The organism is Streptomyces canarius, from assembly GCF_014650735.1.
Lineage (GTDB): Bacteria > Actinomycetota > Actinomycetes > Streptomycetales > Streptomycetaceae > Streptomyces > Streptomyces olivaceoviridis.
Genome location: NZ_BMVN01000034.1, coordinates 85793 through 103794, shown reverse-complemented (window position 1 = coordinate 103794; position 18002 = coordinate 85793). Strand labels below are relative to the sequence as shown.

The 18002-nt window shown below is 71.7% G+C and carries 12 protein-coding genes and 1 pseudogene; 5 read left to right on the top strand and 8 right to left on the bottom strand.

Annotated elements, in window-relative coordinates; translation table 11 throughout:
* A partial coding sequence (locus tag IE294_RS34185; RefSeq protein ID WP_189892620.1) for a serine hydrolase domain-containing protein occupies positions 1-1021 on the bottom strand: 1021 nt, incomplete at its 3' end.
* A 345-nt stretch (positions 1022-1366) separates the two neighbouring features.
* Between IE294_RS34185 and IE294_RS34180 the strand changes: the two genes are divergently transcribed.
* Both IE294_RS34180 and IE294_RS34175 read left to right on the top strand, forming a co-directional pair.
* Positions 1367-2128: a GNAT family N-acetyltransferase gene (locus IE294_RS34180; protein WP_229917563.1), complete on the top strand. Its 762-nt coding sequence runs from the start codon at positions 1367-1369 to the stop codon at positions 2126-2128.
* Between the two features lie 302 nt (positions 2129-2430).
* Positions 2431-2922, top strand: coding sequence for a hypothetical protein (locus IE294_RS34175; RefSeq protein ID WP_189892616.1), 492 nt, complete (start codon positions 2431-2433; stop codon positions 2920-2922).
* Positions 2923-3088: 166 nt separating this feature from the next.
* Here the strand turns inward: IE294_RS34175 and IE294_RS48040 are convergent.
* From IE294_RS48040 to IE294_RS34155, 5 genes and pseudogenes are all read right to left on the bottom strand, one after another.
* Positions 3089-3181: pseudogene (locus IE294_RS48040) on the bottom strand (LysR family transcriptional regulator); the annotation flags it as partial.
* 531 nt (positions 3182-3712) lie between these two features.
* A complete protein-coding gene (locus IE294_RS34170) occupies positions 3713-4480 on the bottom strand; it encodes an SDR family NAD(P)-dependent oxidoreductase (protein WP_189892614.1) in 768 nt (255 codons plus the stop codon).
* A gap of 354 nt (positions 4481-4834) precedes the next feature.
* Positions 4835-5182 carry an ArsR/SmtB family transcription factor gene (locus tag IE294_RS34165; protein WP_189892612.1) on the bottom strand — a complete coding sequence of 116 codons (348 nt, stop codon included), beginning with the start codon at positions 5180-5182 and terminating at the stop codon, positions 4835-4837.
* A gap of 337 nt (positions 5183-5519) precedes the next feature.
* Positions 5520-6209: a sigma factor gene (locus tag IE294_RS34160; RefSeq protein ID WP_189892611.1), complete on the bottom strand. Its 690-nt coding sequence runs from the start codon at positions 6207-6209 to the stop codon at positions 5520-5522.
* Between the two features lie 142 nt (positions 6210-6351).
* Entirely contained in the window at positions 6352-9159 is a 2808-nt protein-coding gene (locus tag IE294_RS34155) for a helix-turn-helix transcriptional regulator (RefSeq protein ID WP_189892609.1), read from the bottom strand.
* A 215-nt stretch (positions 9160-9374) separates the two neighbouring features.
* On the opposite strand from IE294_RS34155, the gene IE294_RS34150 reads away from it, so the two are divergent.
* The gene (locus IE294_RS34150) at positions 9375-11108 is read left to right on the top strand and encodes an FAD-binding protein (RefSeq protein WP_189892607.1); all 1734 of its coding nucleotides are present in this window, start codon (positions 9375-9377) and stop codon (positions 11106-11108) included.
* A gap of 76 nt (positions 11109-11184) precedes the next feature.
* Here the strand turns inward: IE294_RS34150 and IE294_RS34145 are convergent, their stop codons facing one another.
* Both IE294_RS34145 and IE294_RS34140 read right to left on the bottom strand, forming a co-directional pair.
* Entirely contained in the window at positions 11185-12042 is an 858-nt protein-coding gene (locus tag IE294_RS34145; RefSeq protein ID WP_189892605.1) for a helix-turn-helix transcriptional regulator, read from the bottom strand.
* A 308-nt stretch (positions 12043-12350) separates the two neighbouring features.
* On the bottom strand, positions 12351-13817 hold the full coding sequence (locus IE294_RS34140) for an aldehyde dehydrogenase family protein (protein WP_189892629.1): 1467 nt from the start codon (positions 13815-13817) through the stop codon (positions 12351-12353).
* Positions 13818-14429: 612 nt separating this feature from the next.
* Here IE294_RS34140 and IE294_RS34135 point away from each other — a divergent pair.
* Both IE294_RS34135 and IE294_RS34130 read left to right on the top strand, forming a co-directional pair.
* Positions 14430-15140 (top strand): sigma-70 family RNA polymerase sigma factor, encoded by a 711-nt coding sequence (locus IE294_RS34135; protein ID WP_189892603.1) that lies wholly within the window; start codon positions 14430-14432, stop codon positions 15138-15140.
* A 90-nt stretch (positions 15141-15230) separates the two neighbouring features.
* Positions 15231-17975: a helix-turn-helix transcriptional regulator gene (locus IE294_RS34130; RefSeq protein ID WP_189892601.1), complete on the top strand. Its 2745-nt coding sequence runs from the start codon at positions 15231-15233 to the stop codon at positions 17973-17975.
* The last annotated feature ends 27 nt before the right edge of the window (positions 17976-18002 follow it).

Genomic DNA, 18002 nt, shown 5'->3' with positions numbered 1-18002 from the left:
TGAAGGCGTACGTGTAGTAGCCCTGCACGGTGCCGGTGTGACCGTAGACCGTCACGCCGCAGGACAGTTTCCTGCCCCGCAGGCCGAGTCCGTAGGACTGGGTGCCGTCCGCGTTCACCGGGACCATGCTCATCATCTCCCGCAACTGCGGCTGCGGGACGAGCTTGCCGGTGACGATCGCGGCGAAGAACCGGTTCAGATCCGCCGAGTTCGAGATCACCGCGCCGGCGGACTGAGCCCATGAGACGGTCTGCTCGGTGGAGTCCACCAGCGGCAGAGTGGTGTCGTCGTCGCGGACGTACCCCCGCGCGTAGGAGCCGGTGATGGTCGTCCGCGGATGCACGTAGGAGGTGTTCTTCAGGCCGAGCGGCTGGAAGATCCGCTGCTCGTACTGCGTGGCCATCGGCACACCGGTGACGTGCTCGATCAGCTGGCCCAGCACCACGAAGTTGGTGTTGGAATAGCTGTAGGCGGCGCCTGGCTGGTTGGTGGGCTGGTGCGCGGTCGAGAGGTCGATCAGTTCCTGGAACGTGAACACCTTGTTCCGGACCGCCTCGAAGCCCGGGACGGTGTGGTAGAACATGTCGTTCGTGTAGTCCCACAAGCCACTGCGATGGCTCAGCAAGTGCCGCACCGTGATGCGGTCGTCCGGCAGCGGCTTGGGGAGGTAGTCGTTCGCCGGCGCGTCCAGGTCGATACGTCCCTCGGCGACGAGTTGCATCAGCACCACGGTGGTGAAGGTCTTGCTGACGCTGCCGACGCGGAACCTGCGGTCGGCGTCCATCGCCGTGCCGGCCGCGGTGTCCGCCTTCCCCACGGCGATCCGGTAGCTGGAGGCCCCCGAGTCGATGCGGGTGAGCGCGCCAGGCGCCCCGTTGGCCATCGCCTGCTTCTGCACGGCGAGCACACCCGTGACCGACGGGCTGGGAAGGCTGGTGGTGGCGGCGCCGGCGGGCGTCACGGCCACGGCAGCCATCACGACGGTACCTGCGAGCACGACGCCCGCGTTCTTGATGCGCATCCGATTCTTTCTGACGTGATCGGGTGAAGACGCTGAAAGCGATCCACGGGTCGTGGGACGGTCCCTGACAAGACACGTCATTGGTCCTCACTGTGGAGGACAGTCGTGGGTTGGAGATCGCCGGCCAGAACCATAACGCACACGCCGGACACAACGGCGACCACAGGACCGCCTCGTCCTGGACCTCCCGCCGGGAACCTCACCCCGGACGGCACTACACTCACCGAGCCCCCGTCAGAACCGCGAAGCAAGAAGGCCGTGTTCATGATGCATGCAGCAAGGGCGAACAACACACCACACGATGACCGGACGCAATCCCGGGAGACTGCCCGGGTCCCCGGCCCGATGGCGTCGGTGTTCGCCAACTTCCGCCAGTACCTCTTGGGATGGGACGCGGAGAGCCGCCCAGGGCCCGAGGTCGATCAGTTCCGCAGCGGGCTCGCCACCCCGCAGTTCAACGGCGTGGTGCGCGCGCGGTCCACGTCCGCGATCGGGCCGGCCGTGGCGGCCGTTCGCCGGGACCTGGCGGATCTTCCCTGGTGGTGGTGGGTCGGGCCCGACAGCCCCGACGACACCGCCGACGCCCTGCGGCGACACGGCGGACGGGAGCTCGCCGTCCTGCCGGTGCTGGTGAGGTCGCTCGGCCACCCGGCCGACACGCTCGGTCCGACCGGTCAGGACGGTGCACTCGCCGGCCTGCGGGTGGAGACGGTGCGGGACGGCGAACGGCTGGCGGAGCTGGTCCGGACGTACCGGACGTCGATGGGTATCGCGCCCGGCCTGGAGCCGGAGATGGTGCGCATCGAGTCGCAACGCGAGGACAACGCGGACATCGTCCGGCTGGCAGCGGTACTGGACGGCCGGGTGGTCGGGTCGACGGTGGTGATCAACGCCCACCGGGTGGCCGGGATCTTCCTCGTGCACGTGGCCGAAGCGCATCGCCGGCGGGGCATCGGTGCGGCGTTGACGGTCGCCGCGCTCCGGGCGGGCCAGGAGAGAGGGATGCGCTCCGCCGCGCTCGTGGCGAGCCCAGCGGGAGAGCCGCTGTACCGGCGCTTCGGCTTCACGACGCTTTCCGAGTACCGCCTGTTCGCCTTCCCGGCCTGAACCGCCGCCCGCAGTGGTGGCGCCGGTGGTGCCGTACGACAATGGAGCGGGCTGTCACGTCACGACGTTGCGGTAGCCGCACGGAGCCTGGCAGGCACGGCCGGACGCCCCCACACGGGCCCGGTTCGCGGCCCGGCGGACGATGTGTGTCATCGGCGCCGCGGCGCTTCCGCACACTGGCGGGAGAAGGGACAGGCGCATCCGTGTCACAGATTCACTCGATGCTTGGTCATGGCGGGAGAACACTGCCAACATAACGTTGGTTGAACGGTGTGAACCGCCGAACCGTGTCGAGGACTTCAGTGAACGCCGTACGTCGCCCCACGCTGTTAGCCACTCGTAGACACCCCGAACGCATATCGGCCGCCACGTGGCTGACCTGTGCCGCCCTGACCCTGGTCGCCCTCGGCATCTCGCTCCCGCACGACGGCGCCGACACGGGTGACGACCGTGTCGGCGCCGGGCGCACCTGCCGTTCCGTCCTCCCCGCCGACCAGGAGCTGTCCTGCGGCACGTACGGCTTCGGCGACCTGCGTTACGTGTGCCCGGTGCCCGACGCGCCGCGGCGCTGTTCGAAGACCACGCAGGTGCGGATACGCAACGCCGGGCCGTCCACCGTGTACGTCAGCGTCATCCACGGGCCGCGTGAGGGCGAGCGCCGGCAGGGCCCGGAACGGGAGATCGCCCCTGGTCACACGGCTGGCCTGCGCCCTGGGCAGGGAGACCTGCTGTTCGACCTCACCCTGCGTGGCGCCGGCCCCCTCAAGACCCTGACGGTCGTCTCCGTGCGCTGAGCCCGTCCGCATCCCTCGCTCCAGTGCCGGCCGGACGCCCTGGGCGACCGGCTCGGTCACTGCCGTCGCGAGGCAGTGCCCTTCATCGCCCGGGCGCCGCCGCGGATCGATCGAGCGTCTCGGCCGTGGGCGGGTCCGCGCGGAAACGGCCCACCGTGTGTCATCGGTCAGGAGCACAGTGCGGCTGGATCGGCGTGGCGGGCAGCCGAAAGGTGTCGCCGTCCGCGGTCCAGGGCAGGACGGCGTCCACGAACTCCATGCTTCTGTACCCCTTCGGCAGTCGTGCGAACTGCCGGCACAGGCACTGATCGCCAACCGGTCCGACGCGCATGCGATGTTCGACGACGTCCGCGACGCGGTCGGGCTGCGCCGGGGCCTGGCCGTCACCGGCCCTCAGCAGTACGGCGGGTCGGCCTCCGGCACTGTCGAGGCCATGATCGGCCCGATCACCGCCGCCTGCATCCGGCTGGGCCACCCGCCGGAGCAGGCACGGGCCGCGGCCACGCTACTCGTCTCCGGCCTGCGCGGATTGTGCCAGGACCGCCTGGTGACCCATGACGTCGCCCGTACCGACGCGGCAGCCGACCGTCTCATCGACGGAGCCACCGCGGCGTCCGGCCGACCCGGCGCGCCGACCGCCTCGCTGCTCCCCGGGACCCGTCTGACCGCGCTCAGCTCGTCGGATCAGGTACGCCGCAGGCACCCTCACGTGGCTCACGGGTTCCCGTGGATCTCCCCGGGCCACGCGAGATCGTGGCGAGCCGTCAGGAGCGGGCCGGGGGCGGTGGAGTCAGATGAGTTCCAGCCCGCCGTCCACGGTGATCACCTGACCGGTCGCATGGCGCCCGGCGGGATCGGCCATACGAAGGATCCAGTGGGCCACCTCGTCAGCGCTCGCGATGTGGTGCGTGGGGATACGGTCGCGCTCGTAGGCGTACATGTCGTTGGCGGCCTCCGGGGAGAGGCCGGCGTGCAGCATGACGTCGGTCCGGGTGGGGCCGGGGGCGACCGAGTTGACCCGGACACCTTCGCCGGCGAGCTCCAGGGCCCAGCTCCGCGTCATCTGCTCGACGGCCGCCTTGGTCGCCGAGTAGTGCGCGCCGCCCGCCATGGGACGGTGGCCGTAGGTACTGGAGACGTTGATGATCGTCCCGGAGGTCCTCCGCAGGTGGGGCAGGGCCTCGTGGGCCAGCAGGCTCGGAGCGACGACGTTGAGCGCGAGCAGATCGACGATCGTCTGCTTGTCGGTCTCCGCCAGTGGCATGACCGCCGTCGCGCCGGCGTTGTTGATGAGGTGGTCGAGGCGGCCCCAGCGTTCCACGGCGGCACTGACAACCTTGGCAGGTGCGCCGTCGCCGCATATGTCGATCGCCAGGACGTCGATGTTGGCGTGGGCCGCGGCCGTCTCCCGCAACGGCGCCTCACGTCGACCCACACCGAGTACGTGGGCGCCGGCCTCGGCGAAGGCGGTGGCCGTGGCCCGGCCGATACCGGATCCGGCGCCGGTGACGATCGCGACATGGCCGGAGAAGGTCCGGTCGAGGGGGTCCGCACGCATGAGGCTCTCCTTGTTCGATGTTCGTTGTACATAGAACATTATGGAGGCTTCGTGTCACAGTCAAATGGAAAGAAGAGGCTCCGCCGGGCGACGGACTCACGGCGTGTCACACGCGACGGGGACTGGAGCATGCCGGACACCGATCGGCGCCGATCAGGCCCGGTCGCCTCCCCCAGGGGCGCTTCGGGGCGTTCGCCCCCCATGGGCACACAGTGGCATGGGTGACACGACACACCGCGACCAGTGCGGCGGACGCCAGGTCCGGTGGCAGCCCGCGTCACAACCTCTGCGGCGAGGGATCACCCGCCCGGGGACACACAGCGCATTCAGTACGGGGCGCCGACAATGACGTAGTTACGCCGGTTCGTCGCGCTCGGTGACATGGTCTCCGATGTCGTCGCTGACAGCGGCGGACAGCAGTGCCGGCAACAGGCCGGGGAAACGGGCCTCAAGGGCGTCACGCCTCAGCTTCACATAGCAGCGCGTGCCCTCCTGACGGGTCTGCGTGACACCCGCCTCGCGCAGCATCTTGAGATGATGACTGAGAGTGGACTTGGCGACGGGGGCGCTGAATTGCCCCCATCCGCGCTCGGCACCGTCGGACAGGATGCGGACGATCCCCAGCCGGGTCGGGTCGCTCAGCACTCCGAGCAGGCGCGGCAGGGCGATCTCGTTGTCGGCAGGGGACGAGTGGTCCGGCATGCCGACCATGTTACCGGGCGTTCGGTACATGTCGAACATCGCTTGCGATCATGAGCGCACTGGTGAGCGCCCGGTGCTCCGGATCACGGCTCGGGCCGTCACCCGGCGCCGCGCTTCAAGGTCCCCTCCGTGTGACACCGGCTCGGCCGGGAGACTGTTCCTCCGGGGACGCGCGTGAGCCGGGGAACTTGCCGGGTGGCAGGCCGTGCCACGGTTTCGCGTGCCTTCTCCGGTGCCGTCATCCGGCAGTCACACGACTGCGCGCTGCGGGCGGGCACGGCAGCGCCGTGGGCGCACGACCGTGGCTCCGCATGGGTCGCGCCGTTCGTGCCTCCTCTCAGGCCGGCGACAGCAGGCGGTGCACGTGGCTGCCGGGGATCAGCAACCGGATGAGGTCTTCCAGGTCGCCGGTGCTGGCCGCGGTCAGGAACGCGGACACGAGACGACGGTGCGACTCGGCGGGGACCGGCCGTTCGCGGTCGCACTCCAGGCGGGCCTGCGCTCGGTGGACCACCACGCGGGCGTTCTGCACGCTGATCCGAAGCAGCCCCGCCAGATCGGCATAGGCGTAGTCGAAGGCCTTGCGCAGCACGTAGGCGGCCAGCCGGTCCGGGGTCAGCCTCGCCATGAGCAGGGCCAGGGCCGCCTCGACTGCCACGGTTCGCTCGGCACACACCATGGGATCCTGGGCGGCCCGGTCGCCGAGGTCGGCCAGCTGCGGCTCGGCCGGTGTCTCGTGACGGTGCCGCGCGGACTGGACGACGTTGATCGCCAGACGGGTCGTGGCCGTGGTCAGGAACGCGGCCGGATTGTTGATCTCCACGCGGTGGGTGAGCTGCCAGCGCAGCCACACCTCCTGCACCACGTCTTCGGCTGCCGAGACGTCACCGACAATCTGGTAGGCGATGCGGAACAGCCGTGTCCGCTGGGCCAGGAAGGTGTCGAGGGCGATGTCCAGGTCGTCCTCGCCCGGCCGGGTGACCGGGGGTTCGGTCGGCGTCGTCGTCTCCGGGCTGGGCGCGAACATTCGGGAACCTCTCTTCGCGGGCGGGCGCCCCTCGGGGCGTTGCCTTCCACCCTCGGCCCGAGGCACCGCTCACCGCGCCCTTGGTACCCGTGGTCGAGCCCGTAGGGACCCCGTGGGGTCACCTGGGGCCCGGCACCGGCCCTCAGCCGGACGGCACCTGGTTCCCGGTGCCCGCGGCCGGGGTACTCGCGAGGGCACCCGGCAGTGCGCGACGCGATTTGATACCGAGTTTCGTGTACACCTTCCGCAGGTGCCACTCCACGGTGTGCGGGCTGATGAACAGCTCCGCGCCGATCTTCGCGTTCGTCATGCCGTCGGCGGCGAGCATCGCGACCTGCGCCTCCTGGGGGGTGAGGGCGCTCGTCGGTACGCTCTCCCGCACCCTGACGTGCTCGCCGGTGGCGAGCAGCTCGCGGCGGGCCCGCTCGGCGAACGCGTGGGCGGGCATCTTGTCGAACATCTCGTAAGCCGTGCGAAGGTGCTCCCGGGCCAGCGCACGACGGTTGCCGCGGCGGAGCCACTCGCCGTACAGGAGGTGGGTGCGTGCCACCTCCACGGCCACACTGCCGCGGCCGAACTCCTCGATCGCGGTCCGGTACAGGCGGTCGGCCTCGTCACCGTCGGCGAGGAGGGCCTGGCTGCGGGCGCTGGCGCCACGGGCCCATCCGGAGTCGGCGGCGCGGGTGAGTTCGACCAGCCGGGCCAGCGAGGCGCGGGCCTGGTCGAGCTCACCGCACCGGGTGGCGGCCTCGACGTGTTCCACCAGCGACAGGCCGGTGAAGTTGAACCCGTCGTGGTCGATGCCCGTGCGGGCGGCCGCCAAGGCCTCCTCGTAGCGTGCCAGACCGTTGAACAGCACGCCCTGGATGTAGCCCATGGCGCCCAGCAGTCCCACCTCGCCGCGTTGTTCGGCCCGCTGCCGCGCTTCTTCGATGATGCCGGCGGCGACGTCCGCCTCGCCTCGCCACGCTGCCAGGACGAGCGTCGCGTACTTGTGCGGGGCGTGGCCGGTCGCGGCGGCGAGCGCGTCGGCTTCGTCGATCATCCGGGCCGCCTCGGCGAAATCACCGTAGTGGATGTGGACCCCGCCGGCGTAGACGAGGGCCGGTGGCAGCGCGCCGAGCGCTCCGATGTCGCGGGCCAGGCGCACCGCGCGACTCGACAGCGTGTCCCACGCGTGCAGGTCCCAGGCGTAGTGGATGAACGCCTCCAGTGCGACCGGGGCCAGCAGGAGCCAGCGCACGGTCGCCTCCCGCGTGCCGAGCTCCTCGTGTGCGAGCAGCTCCAGCGCGCCGTGCAGTGCCGGGACACCGGCCTCACAGCCGTCCGCGAGGAGCGCGGCCACACCGTCCAGGAGCAGGTCGGCGGCCTTGGAGCCCGAGGGGGGCGCCCCGGACCCGCGGGCCGCGATCGCGGCGGCGCGGGCACCTGTCGGACCGTGGACCCGGCCCGCGAAGATGGTCGCGCTGATCGCCTCCAGGTACGTCTCGCGCGCCAGCGGCGACCCGGCGGCGGTGAACTGTGCGGCGGCTTCGAGGAGCAGGGGTGCCGCCTCGTCGCTGCGGCTGCGGGCGAACAGGATCCTGGCCCGCAGGCGCGCCAGGCGGGCGCGGTCCAGGGCGCTCAGGGGACACAGTTCGGCCACCGTCGCGAGCTCCGTGGCCCGATCGGGCGCGGCGGCCGAGAAGTGGGCCTCGGCGGCTGCGAGGGCTCGGCGCCCCCGCGGCCACGGGTCCGGCGTCACCTCGGCCGCGCGCTCCAGCAGTACCGCCTCGGCCGCGATCCCGCCGCGCTGCCGCGCGCGGTCGGCGGCCTGCTCCAGCCCGGCGGCGACCTCCTCGTCCGGCCCGTCGGCGGCCTGGGCGGCGTGCCAGGCGCGCCGGTCGGGGTCCAGGACCGGGTCCGTGGCCTCGGCCAACGCCCGGTGCACCGCCCGGCGTTCCTCGGGCCCGGCTCCGTGGTAGACCGCCGAACGGACCAGCGGATGCCGGAACCGTACGGACTCACCGAACTCGATCAGACCGGCCGCCTTGGCCGGTGCGGCATTGGGGGTGATCTTGAGAGAGGCGGCCGCGCGGACCAGCAGACGCGCGTCACCGACCGGTTCCGCCGCGGCGATCAGCAGCAGTGTCCGGGTCGCCGCCGGCAGCGAACCGAGCCGGCTGGCGAAGTCCCGTTCGACACGGCTCGCGACCGGTCCCTGGACGCTCCGGAACCTCGACGAGTCCAGGCCGTACGCCAGCTCGGCGGCGCTGCGGCCACGGGAGAACTCGAGCAGCGCGAGCGGGTTGCCGCCCATCTCGGCCACGAACCGGTTGCGGACCCGCTTCTCCAGCCGCCCGCCGACGGCGGCCTCAAGGAGCTCTCCTGCAGCGACGGCGTCGAGACCGCCGATCCGCAGTGCCGGCAGACCGTGGAGTGCGTCGTGACCCTCGGGGTCACGTACCGCGAACACCATCGCGACGGCCTCGGCGAGCAGTCGCCGGGCCACGAACTCCAGGGTCTGCAACGACACCTGGTCCAGCCACTGAGCGTCGTCGACCAGGACGAGCACCGGCCGGCTCTCCGAGGCCCGGGTGAGCAGTGTGAGCACGGCGAGGCCGACCAGGAAGCGGTCGGGCGGATCCCCGATCGCCATCCCGAACGCCACGCGGAGGGCGTCGCGCTGGGGTTCGGGCAGTTCGTCGAGCTCGTCCAGGAACGGCGTACACAGTTGGTGCAGGCTCGCGTAGGGCAGCTCCATGTCGGCCTCGATGCCGTGTGCCCAGGCCGACTTCACCCGTGACGCCCGCGCGGCGACGTATTCCAGGAGCACCGACTTCCCGATGCCGGCCTCGCCACGGACCACCAGGACGCGGGACCCGCCTTCACGCAGCCCGGCCAGCAGGTCGTCGAGGGCCGCGCACTCGCGATGCCGGCCGACCAGGTCGGGATGCGGGCTGGCGATCATACGACGCGGCTCCTTGGAGGAATCCGGGGGTGTAGGGCTGCCACAACGGTTGTCGGAGCGATCCTCACAACGATACCCGGGCGGCCCCTACAACTTGTGTCGGATCATTGTGACGGACTCCACAGCGAAAGTTGCTCCGACGCTGTCACACACGAGGCCGCTGTCCGGTCGACCACTGCCTATGATCTCGCCCGTCCGCTGTCGCAGGAGGTCCCGTGTCTTCGCTCGGACACCAGCTCGCCACGTCCGTTCTCGTAGTGGGAGCCGGTGGAGCTGGCCTCCGCGCGGCCATCGAAGTCGCCGAGGCCGGCATCGCGGTCGTCGTGGTGGCCAAACGCGCGGCTGACGACGTCCACCACACTGTCACGACATCCGGGTGTGCGGCTGAGGCGCCCTTCGCCACCGGTCCCGAAGAGACGTGGGAACGGCACGCGGCCGACACACTGCGGGCAGGGCACTTGCTGGCCGACCCGCGCACCGCGCAGGTCGTGGCCCGCCACGCCGCGCAGGGATTCCACGACGTGGTGCGCTACGGCATGCGTCTCGACCGCCAGGGCCGCGGCGGGGCCGCCCGGCGCCGGTTCGCCGACCACACGTACCGCCGTGCCGCGTTCACCGGCGAGCACGCCGGCCCGGACGTGCGGCGAGCGCTCCGTGAACGCGCCGAGCAGCTCGCCGTTCCCGTCCTGTCGAACGTGTACGTCACCCGGCTGCTGGTCGACGACGGGACTGTCTTCGGTGCCTATGGGTTCGATCTCGTCGACGGCTCGCGCTACCTCGTGCACGCCGACTCCGTGGTCCTCGCGACCGGAGGGCACACGCGCATCTGGCGGCGTACGTCATCGCGTCGAGGCGAGAACGCCGGCGACACGTTCCGCCTCGCCGTCGAGGCCGGCGCCCGGTTGCGTGACCCCGAGCTGGTGCAGTTCCACCCCTTCGGACTGATCAGGCCGGAGAACGCGGCCGGCATGCCCGTCAGCGAGGCGGCACGCGCCGTGGGCGGGGTCCTGCTCAACAACCTCGGCGAGCGGTTCATGACGCGCTACGACGCCGAGCGAATGGAGCTGTGCAGCCGGGACAGGGTCGCACTGGCGGCCTACACGGAGATCAAGGAGGGCCGCGGCAGCCGGGCCGGCGGCGTGTGGCTCGACCTGTCGCACCTGCCGCGTGAGACGGTGCTGACGCGGCTGCCGCGGGTGCACCAGGCGCTGTTGGACCTCCAGATGCTCGACGTCACCCGTGACCCGGTCGAGGTCGCGCCGACCGCCCAGTACTCCCTGGGCGGTGTCTGGGTACGGCCCGAGGACCACAGCACCGATGTCGACGGGCTCTTCGTGGTCGGGGAGGCGGCCAGTGGTCTGCACGGTGCGGACCGGCTGGAGGAGAACTCGCTGATCGAACCACTCGTCTACGGCCGGATCGCCGGCCGGGCCGCGGCGGAGTACTCGGCCGGGCTCACCTCCCAGCAACGGTCGCCGGCGGCGGTTCGCGCCGCGGAGGCGGACGTGAACCGGCTCGCGGTCGCCGACGGCGACCAGGACGTCCGCGCGCTGCAACGGTCGGTGCGGCACCTGATGACGGAGCGCGCCGGTGTCGTGCGGGACGAGGCGGGGCTCGCCGCCGGGCTCGCCGAACTCGACGCGATCGAGGCCCGCATGGCGTACGTGGGCGTGCACGTCGACATCGGCGGCTTCCAGGACCTCGCGTACGCCTTCGATCTCAGGTCCGCCGTCCTCGCCGCTCGCGCGACACTTCTGTGCGCGTTGGAGCGGCGGGAGACACGGGGTTGTCACCACCGGTCCGACCACCCCGACGTCGACCCCGACCTGGACGTCAATCTGGTGTGGTCCCCGGCGACCGGGGTGCGCCGTGAACCCGTCGCGCCCATCCCGACCCACATCGCCGAGTTGATGCGCGACGTCCCGGCCGACGCGCGGTTGCTCCGGTAGCGCGTCCACGGAGCCGGCGGGCGGGCCTCGGAGCGCGGCGGAGGCGGCCACCGCGGCAACCACCCGCTCGACTCCCTCAGGGTCTGCCCGGTACGGGCTGTCCCCCGGCGTTCGGCAGGAGGGACAGCAGGCGCAGGTTGGTGTGGCTCTCGGTGCCCGGTGTCGCGGTGTACACCACGAGCCGCTGGGACTGGTCGGGGTCGACCAGTGTCTGGCAGTGCAGTTCCAGCGTCCCGACCTGGGGGTGCAGGAAGCGTTTGGAGGCGCAATAGGGCCCCAGTGCGGGGCGCTCGCGCCAGATTTCGGCGAACTCGGGGCTTTCCCCGTTCAGCGCGTCCACGAGCTCGGCGGCACGCGAGTCGCCGCCGTCGCGGATGTACGCGCCGTGGAGGTCCGCCACCATCAGGCGGCTCTGCTGGGCGTGGTCGTCCTCGGGGTGGACCAGGCGGGCGGCCGGGTCGGTGAACCAGCGGTAGTGGGCACTGCGCGCCAGTCCGGTGTGGGCCGTCGTGTCACCCAGCAGCGTCACCGCCAGGCGTGTTTGTTTCAGTGTCTCGCCCAGGTGGTTCATCACCTGGGCGGGGGTGTCCTCCAGCCGGTCCAGGATGCGCATCATCCCCGGGTTGATGTGGTCGCCGCGCCGCACCCGGTGGGGCAGGGCGTGACCGGCGAGTTGGAAGAGGAGGTCGCGCTCTTCCAGTGACAGGTGCAGTCCGCGGGCTATGGCGGCGAGCATCTGTTCCGAGGGGTGGGGACCTCGTGGCTGTTCGAGCCGGCTGTAGTAGTCCACCGACATGTCGCAGAGTGCCGCGACCTCCTCGCGGCGCAGCCCTCCGGTACGCCTGCGGCGCCCGCGGGGCAGTCCGACGTCCTCCGGCTGGAGGGCCTCGCGGCGCGCCCGGAGGAAGGCTGCCAGTGCTGCCCGGTCTGCCATGGCTGTCCTTTCGCACGGGACGGTGCCGTCCCCCACGGTATTGCCCGTCCGTGGGTGTCCTGACCGGGCTTGCGGGAGAGGGCGCCGCCTCGACCGCGGCCTTCGCGAAGTGCTCCGGTCATGTGAGCAACGCGGCCAGGACCGCTCATTCCCCGCGACAGTGTGCCGTCCCGCACCTTCGCGAGCACAGGGAGGGCGTCCCTGACGGCGTCGGCCGCCGTGCGAGGGGCGTCCCCCCACGGCCGCGCCGCCCCGGGAGGAGCGTCGGCGTCCCGGCTCGCCTCCCGGGGTGATGGCGACGCGGTGTGTCAGCGGGTGATCGCCTTGGTCTCCAGGAACTCCTCGATACCGGCACGGCCCATCTCCCGGCCGTTGCCGGACTGCTTGTACCCGCCGAACGGTGCCTGGAAGTTGTGCGCTCCACCGTTGACATCGACCTGGCCGACGCGCAAGCGCCGGGCGATCGCCATGGCGTGGTCCTCGTCACCGGTCACCGCACCGTTGAGGCCGTAGATCGTGCCGTTGGCGATCTCGACGGCGTGGTCGTCGTCGACGTAGGGGATGACGACGAGGACAGGGCCGAAGATCTCCTCCTGGGCGATGACGGACTCGGGGGCGACGTCGGAGAAGATCGTGGGCCTGACGTAGGCACCGGTCTCGAAGCCCTCTGGCCGGCCGGGGCCGCCGACCACGAGCGTGGCGCCGTCGGAGATGCCACGCCGGATGTAGTCGTCGACGCGCCGGCGCTGGGTCTCCGAGGCGAGCGGGCCGATCCGTGTGCCCTCGTCGGCGGGGTCGCCGACGACGTACTCCTCGGCCGCGTCCCGGAGCTTCTCGACCACGGTCTCCTGAAGGCTCTCGGGCACCAGCAGGCGCGTGTAGGCGCCGCAGGCCTGACCGCCGTTGGCCCAGGCGTAAGCCAGTCCGCGACGGACGGCGAAGTCGAGGTCTGCCTCGGGAAGGACGATGTGGGCCGCCTTGCCGCCCAGTTCGAGTGCGACGCGTTTGACCGTGCCGGAGGCGGCCACGGAGACGCTTCTGCCTGCACGGGTGGACCCGGTGAAGGAGATCATGTCGATCTTCGGATGGCGGGAGAGTGCTTCGCCGACGACCGGGCCGGTGCCCTGCACCACGTTGAACACACCGTCCGGCAGACCCGCCTCGGTGGCGATCTCAGCGAACATGCGGGCGCTGAGCGGGCTGTTCTCCGAGGGCTTGAGGACGACAGTGTTGCCCGCCAGCATCGCAGGGACGACCTTGGTCACCAGTTGCTGAAGCGGGAAGTTCCACGGGGTGATGGCTCCCACCACGCCGATGGGTTCGCGGATGAGGAGCGAGTTCTCGACCACCTCCGTCCACTCGAACCGCTCGGCCGTCGAGATCGCGGCCAGGGTCGCCGCGACGGGGAACCCCACCTGCGCCTGTCGGGAGAAGCCGATCGGGGCGCCCATCTCCAAGGTGATGGTGGCGGCAAGTGCCTCGGAGTGCTGCTGAAGGCCTTCGGCCAGGCGCCGCATGACGGCCACACGGTGCTGCGGGGACGTCGACGCCCATGCCGGGAAGGCGGCGAGCGCGGCGTCCACCGCCTTGTCCACGTCCTCGGCCGTGCCCTCGGGCACCACGGCGATCACCGATTCGTCGGCGGGATTCACCACGTCGATCAACGGCCCGGAACCTCGCAGAGGCCGGCCGTCGATCCAGTGGGACGGCGCAGGGAAGGGAACCGCAGGGTTTTCGTTCATGCCGCCAAGAGAACATCGGCCGTCGCGAGGCAGCCATGCCTTCCCATGTCCATGATCCGCGTCACTTGCACGCCGTCCTCGTACGGGGGCAGCTGCGCGGGTGGCGGAGCGCGTGCGAGGTCTCGACCGGCTGTGCTCCATGCTGAAGGCCGGGCGCAGCGCCGTTCCGGTGCTGCGGGGCGAGGCCGGCATCGGCGGGTCCGCCCTTCCGGACCGTCTCCGGCCTCCGGCGAGCCATGTGGTGAGGGCCCGTTCGCCGGACTGCCCGGACTCACGCCGGAGGGGCTGGACCTCGACGCCTTCGCGCTGCTGGATTCGGCGACGAGAGGACAACCGGACCCATGGCCGACCGCGTCGAGCGGGCCTGTGATGTCGCTGAGACGCGCGGCTGAGCACCTCCTTCGACCGAAGGGGGCCGTTCCGCGTGGCAAGCCGACCCGGACACCGGGCAGCGGCCGGTCGTCATCGGAACGCGCTCGTCCACGGAGCGCACGAGCATGAACCGTCACCGATCCGCCACGGGTCCGCCACGGACCACTACGAACCCGCCCACGGCCTCCGGGGGGCGCGATCGGTCACACCTGGGTGCGACCTTGGCGTCTGCCGCCCTTCGGGGCGCCTTCCAGTCGAGCGAAGGAGCCGGTCGTGAAGCCGTATCCGACCAGAGCCAGACCGGTCCGGGACGTTCCGGGCATGGCGGCCCGCCCGGCCGCCGACGAATTCCGTGAGGCCGTGTCGGTGTTCGTCCGGGCGCGGCCCGGACTGCTCAGGATCGCCCACCGCATCACCGGCGACGCGGTCGAAGCCGAGGACGTCCTCCAGGAGACATGGGTGCGGTGGCAGGGAACCGACCGGACGGTCGTGCTCAACCCGCCGGCGCTGCTCAGGACGACGACGATCCGGCTCGCCGTCAATGTCGTCCAGTCCGCCCGCAGACGCCAGGAAACGTGCGCAGGCGCCTGGCTGCCGGATGCGACGGACCACCAGGCCGGTCCGGACACGGTGGCCGAGTTGCAGGACGCCGTCGAACGAGCCGTCCTGCTGCTGATGGAGACGCTGACCCCGAGCCAGCGCGCGGTGTACGTCCTACGGGAAGGGTTCGGCTACCCCTACGCCCGTATCTCCCAGATCCTGCACGTCAGCGTCCCCAATGCCAGACAGCAGGCCTTCCGTGCGCAAGAGCGTCTCGCCGGCAGCCGGCGGCCCCGGCCGGTGGACCCGGACGCACACCGACGGCTCGTGAGGGCCTTCCGCGCTGCGGCCCGGTCGGGCGACCTCGTGCCCCTGGAGAGAGTGCTCGCCGCCGACGGCGCGCCCGCTGCCGTGCGTGGCGAGCGAGTGGAGATGCGCCTGTGAGGAGCGGGGAAGACGGCCCGCTCCTCCCCCCGCCACGACCGGCTGAGCCGCTCATGGCGTTGTTATGCTCCCCCACGTGCGGGGGTCAGGATGAGTGGGGACGGTCCGGCGCGGCTGCGTGGTCGGCGCCGCGAGTGTGAGGCGCTCGAAGAGCTGGTCTCGCAGGTGGAGGCGGGACGCAGCGCCGCACTGGTCCTGCGCGGTGACGCCGGAATCGGGAAGTCGGCTCTGCTGGATCACCTGGCGGCACGCGTCGTCGGACACCGCGTCGCCCGTGTGGCGGCTGCCGAGTCCGAGATGGAACTGCCGTTCGCGGGGCTGCACCAGTTGTGCGCCCCGTTCCTCGGCCGCGTCGGCTCCCTTGCGCCCCCGCAGGGAGAAGCGCTGGCCACCGCGTTCGGACTCAGCACGGGACCACCTCCGGACCGGTTCCTGGTCGGTCTGGCCGTACTCGGACTGCTGACCGAAGTGGCCGCCGAGCAGCCGCTGTTCTGTCTCGTGGACAACGCCCAGTGGCTGGACCGGGTCTCCGCGCACACGCTGGCGTTCGTAGCGCGGCGGATCCACGCCGAACCGCTGGCCCTGGTCTTCGCCTCCCGTGAACAACGAGGACGCGACGAGTGGGCCGGTCTGCCCGAGCTGAGGCTCGACGGCCTCGACGACGCCGATGCGCGCGCGCTCCTGGACGCGGCGGCCGACGGCCCGATGGACGAGCGGATCCGCGACCGGGTCCTCGCCGAAGCACGTGGCAACCCCCTCGCGCTGCTGGAACTCCCCCGCGGCCGCATCGGGGCGGGGCCGGCCGACGGGCTCGACCTGCCCGATCCCGGACCGGTGACCGGCCGTATCGAGCGAAGCTACCTCACGCAGGTCCGCTCGCTGCCGGCCGCGACGCAGCGCCTGCTGCTGCTCGCCGCCGCCGAGCCGGTCGGTGACGCGGCGCTGCTCAGGCGTGCCGCCGAGCGACTGGGCATCGACTCCGCCGCCGCGGCCGGCCCGGCGGTGACGGCGGGGCTGCTCGACATCGGGGCTCTGGTGCGTTTCAGGCACCCGCTCCTGCGCTCCGCGATCTACCGGTCGGCCGAGCTGGCGGAGCTGCGGGAGATCCACCGCGTCCTGGCGGAGGCGACCGACCCCGACCTCGACCCGAACCGCCGCGCGTGGCACCTGGCGCGGGCGACGGTGCGGCCGGACGAGGCGGTCGCCGCCGAGCTGGAGTCCTCGGCCGGACGGGCGCTGGCCCGCGGCGGCACCGCCGCCTCGGCGGCGTTCCTCGCACACGCGGCCGTACTGACGCCTGACCCCCGGCGCAAGGCGAAGCGCGCCCTCGCCGCGGCTCAGGCGAAACTCCGCGCCGGTGCGCCCGCTGCGGCGCGCGATCTGCTGGCGCTGGCCGGGAGCGGCGTCCTGGACGCACTCGGTCGCGCCCGCGCGGACCTCCTCCAGGCCCGGATCGCCTTGGCCTCCAGCCGGGACAAAGAGGCGCTCCGCCTTCTGCTGACCACCGCACGGCGCCTGGTGCCGCTCGACGCCGGCCTGGCTCGCGAAACCTTTCTGGACGCCCTGTCGGCCGCCATCTTCGCCGGACGCCTCGCCTCCGGCACGCACGTACGCGAGGTGGCGGCGACCGCGCGGAAGGCGCTGCCGCCCGTCATGGGACCGCCGCGCACCGCCGATCTGCTTCTGGACGCCTTGGCCATCCGCTTCACCGCCGGATACCGCGAGGCGGTCGCCGCCTCGCGCGAAGCGGTACGGGCGCTGCGCCGTGAGAACGACCCCGAGGAGATCCTGCGCTTGTCGTGGCCGGCTTCGGCGCTGGCGGCCGAGATGTGGGACGACGAGGGCTGGACGGAGCTGGTGACACGCCAGGTCCGCACGGCGCGGGCCGTCGGCGCGCTGGCCGAGCTGCCCCTCGCACTCAACTCGCGGGCCGTCCTCCACACGTGCGCCGGCGAACTGAACGCGGCGGCACTGCTCCTCGCGGAGATCACCCGGGTGCAGGAGGCGGCCGGCACCAGCTTCGCGCCGTACGGCACGATGACGCTCGCCGCCTGGCAGGGCCGCGAACACGAGGCCGCTCCGCTGATCGAGGCCGGCACGGACGAGGCCGTCCACCGCGGTGAGGGCCTCGGCGTGGCCATCGGACTGCGGGCGGCAGCCGTGCTCAACAACGGCCTGGGCAGATACGAGGAGGCCTTCGACGCGGCCCGTCTGGCGACCGCGCACCAGCAGGACCTGATCGCGGTCAACTGGGGACTGGTCGAACTGGTGGAAGCCGCGGCGCGCAGCGGTCGCCACGACGCGGCCGAGGTCGCACTGGACCGGCTGACCCGGGCCACGGAAGCCGCCGCCACGAACTGGGCGCTCGGTGTCCAGGCGCGCTCCCGGGCGCTGCTCGGTCGAGGCCACGCGGCCGAAGAGCTGTACCGCGAGGCGATCGAACGACTCGGACGTACCCAGGCCGGAGTGGAGTTGGCCCGGGCCCACCTGCTCTACGGGGAGTGGCTGCGGCGGGAGAGCCGTCGCGTGGACGCCCGGGAACACCTGCGCGAGGCACACGTCCTCTTCAGCCGCTTCGGTGCGGGCGCGTTCGCCGAACGCGCCGTCCGCGAGTTGCGGGCCACCGGTGAGACGGTGACCCGGCGCGACGGTGTCGCCGCGGAGACACTGACCGCCCAGGAGACCCAGATCGCGCAGCTGGCCCGGGAGGGTCTGACCAACTCGGAGATCGGCGCGCAGCTGTTCCTCAGTCCGCACACCGTGGAGTGGCACCTGCGGAAGGTGTACGCCAAGCTCGGCATCCCCTCCCGGCGGCACCTGCACACGGCGCTGTGACCCGATGTCTCGGCGCTGGGAGCGCCG

What these genes read in the sequence shown, in the direction of transcription:
- IE294_RS34145 (WP_189892605.1), bottom strand. Translation starts at nt 12,042, where the DNA reads ATGGCAGACCGGGCAGCACTGGCAGCCTTCCTCCGGGCGCGCCGCGAG.
- IE294_RS34155 (WP_189892609.1), bottom strand. Translation starts at nt 9,159, where the DNA reads ATGATCGCCAGCCCGCATCCCGACCTGGTCGGCCGGCATCGCGAGTGC.
- IE294_RS34170 (WP_189892614.1), bottom strand. Translation starts at nt 4,480, where the DNA reads ATGCGTGCGGACCCCCTCGACCGGACCTTCTCCGGCCATGTCGCGATC.
- IE294_RS34130 (WP_189892601.1), top strand. Translation starts at nt 15,231, where the DNA reads ATGAGTGGGGACGGTCCGGCGCGGCTGCGTGGTCGGCGCCGCGAGTGT.
- IE294_RS34165 (WP_189892612.1), bottom strand. Translation starts at nt 5,182, where the DNA reads ATGCCGGACCACTCGTCCCCTGCCGACAACGAGATCGCCCTGCCGCGC.
- IE294_RS34160 (WP_189892611.1), bottom strand. Translation starts at nt 6,209, where the DNA reads ATGTTCGCGCCCAGCCCGGAGACGACGACGCCGACCGAACCCCCGGTC.
- IE294_RS34180 (WP_229917563.1), top strand. Translation starts at nt 1,367, where the DNA reads ATGGCGTCGGTGTTCGCCAACTTCCGCCAGTACCTCTTGGGATGGGAC.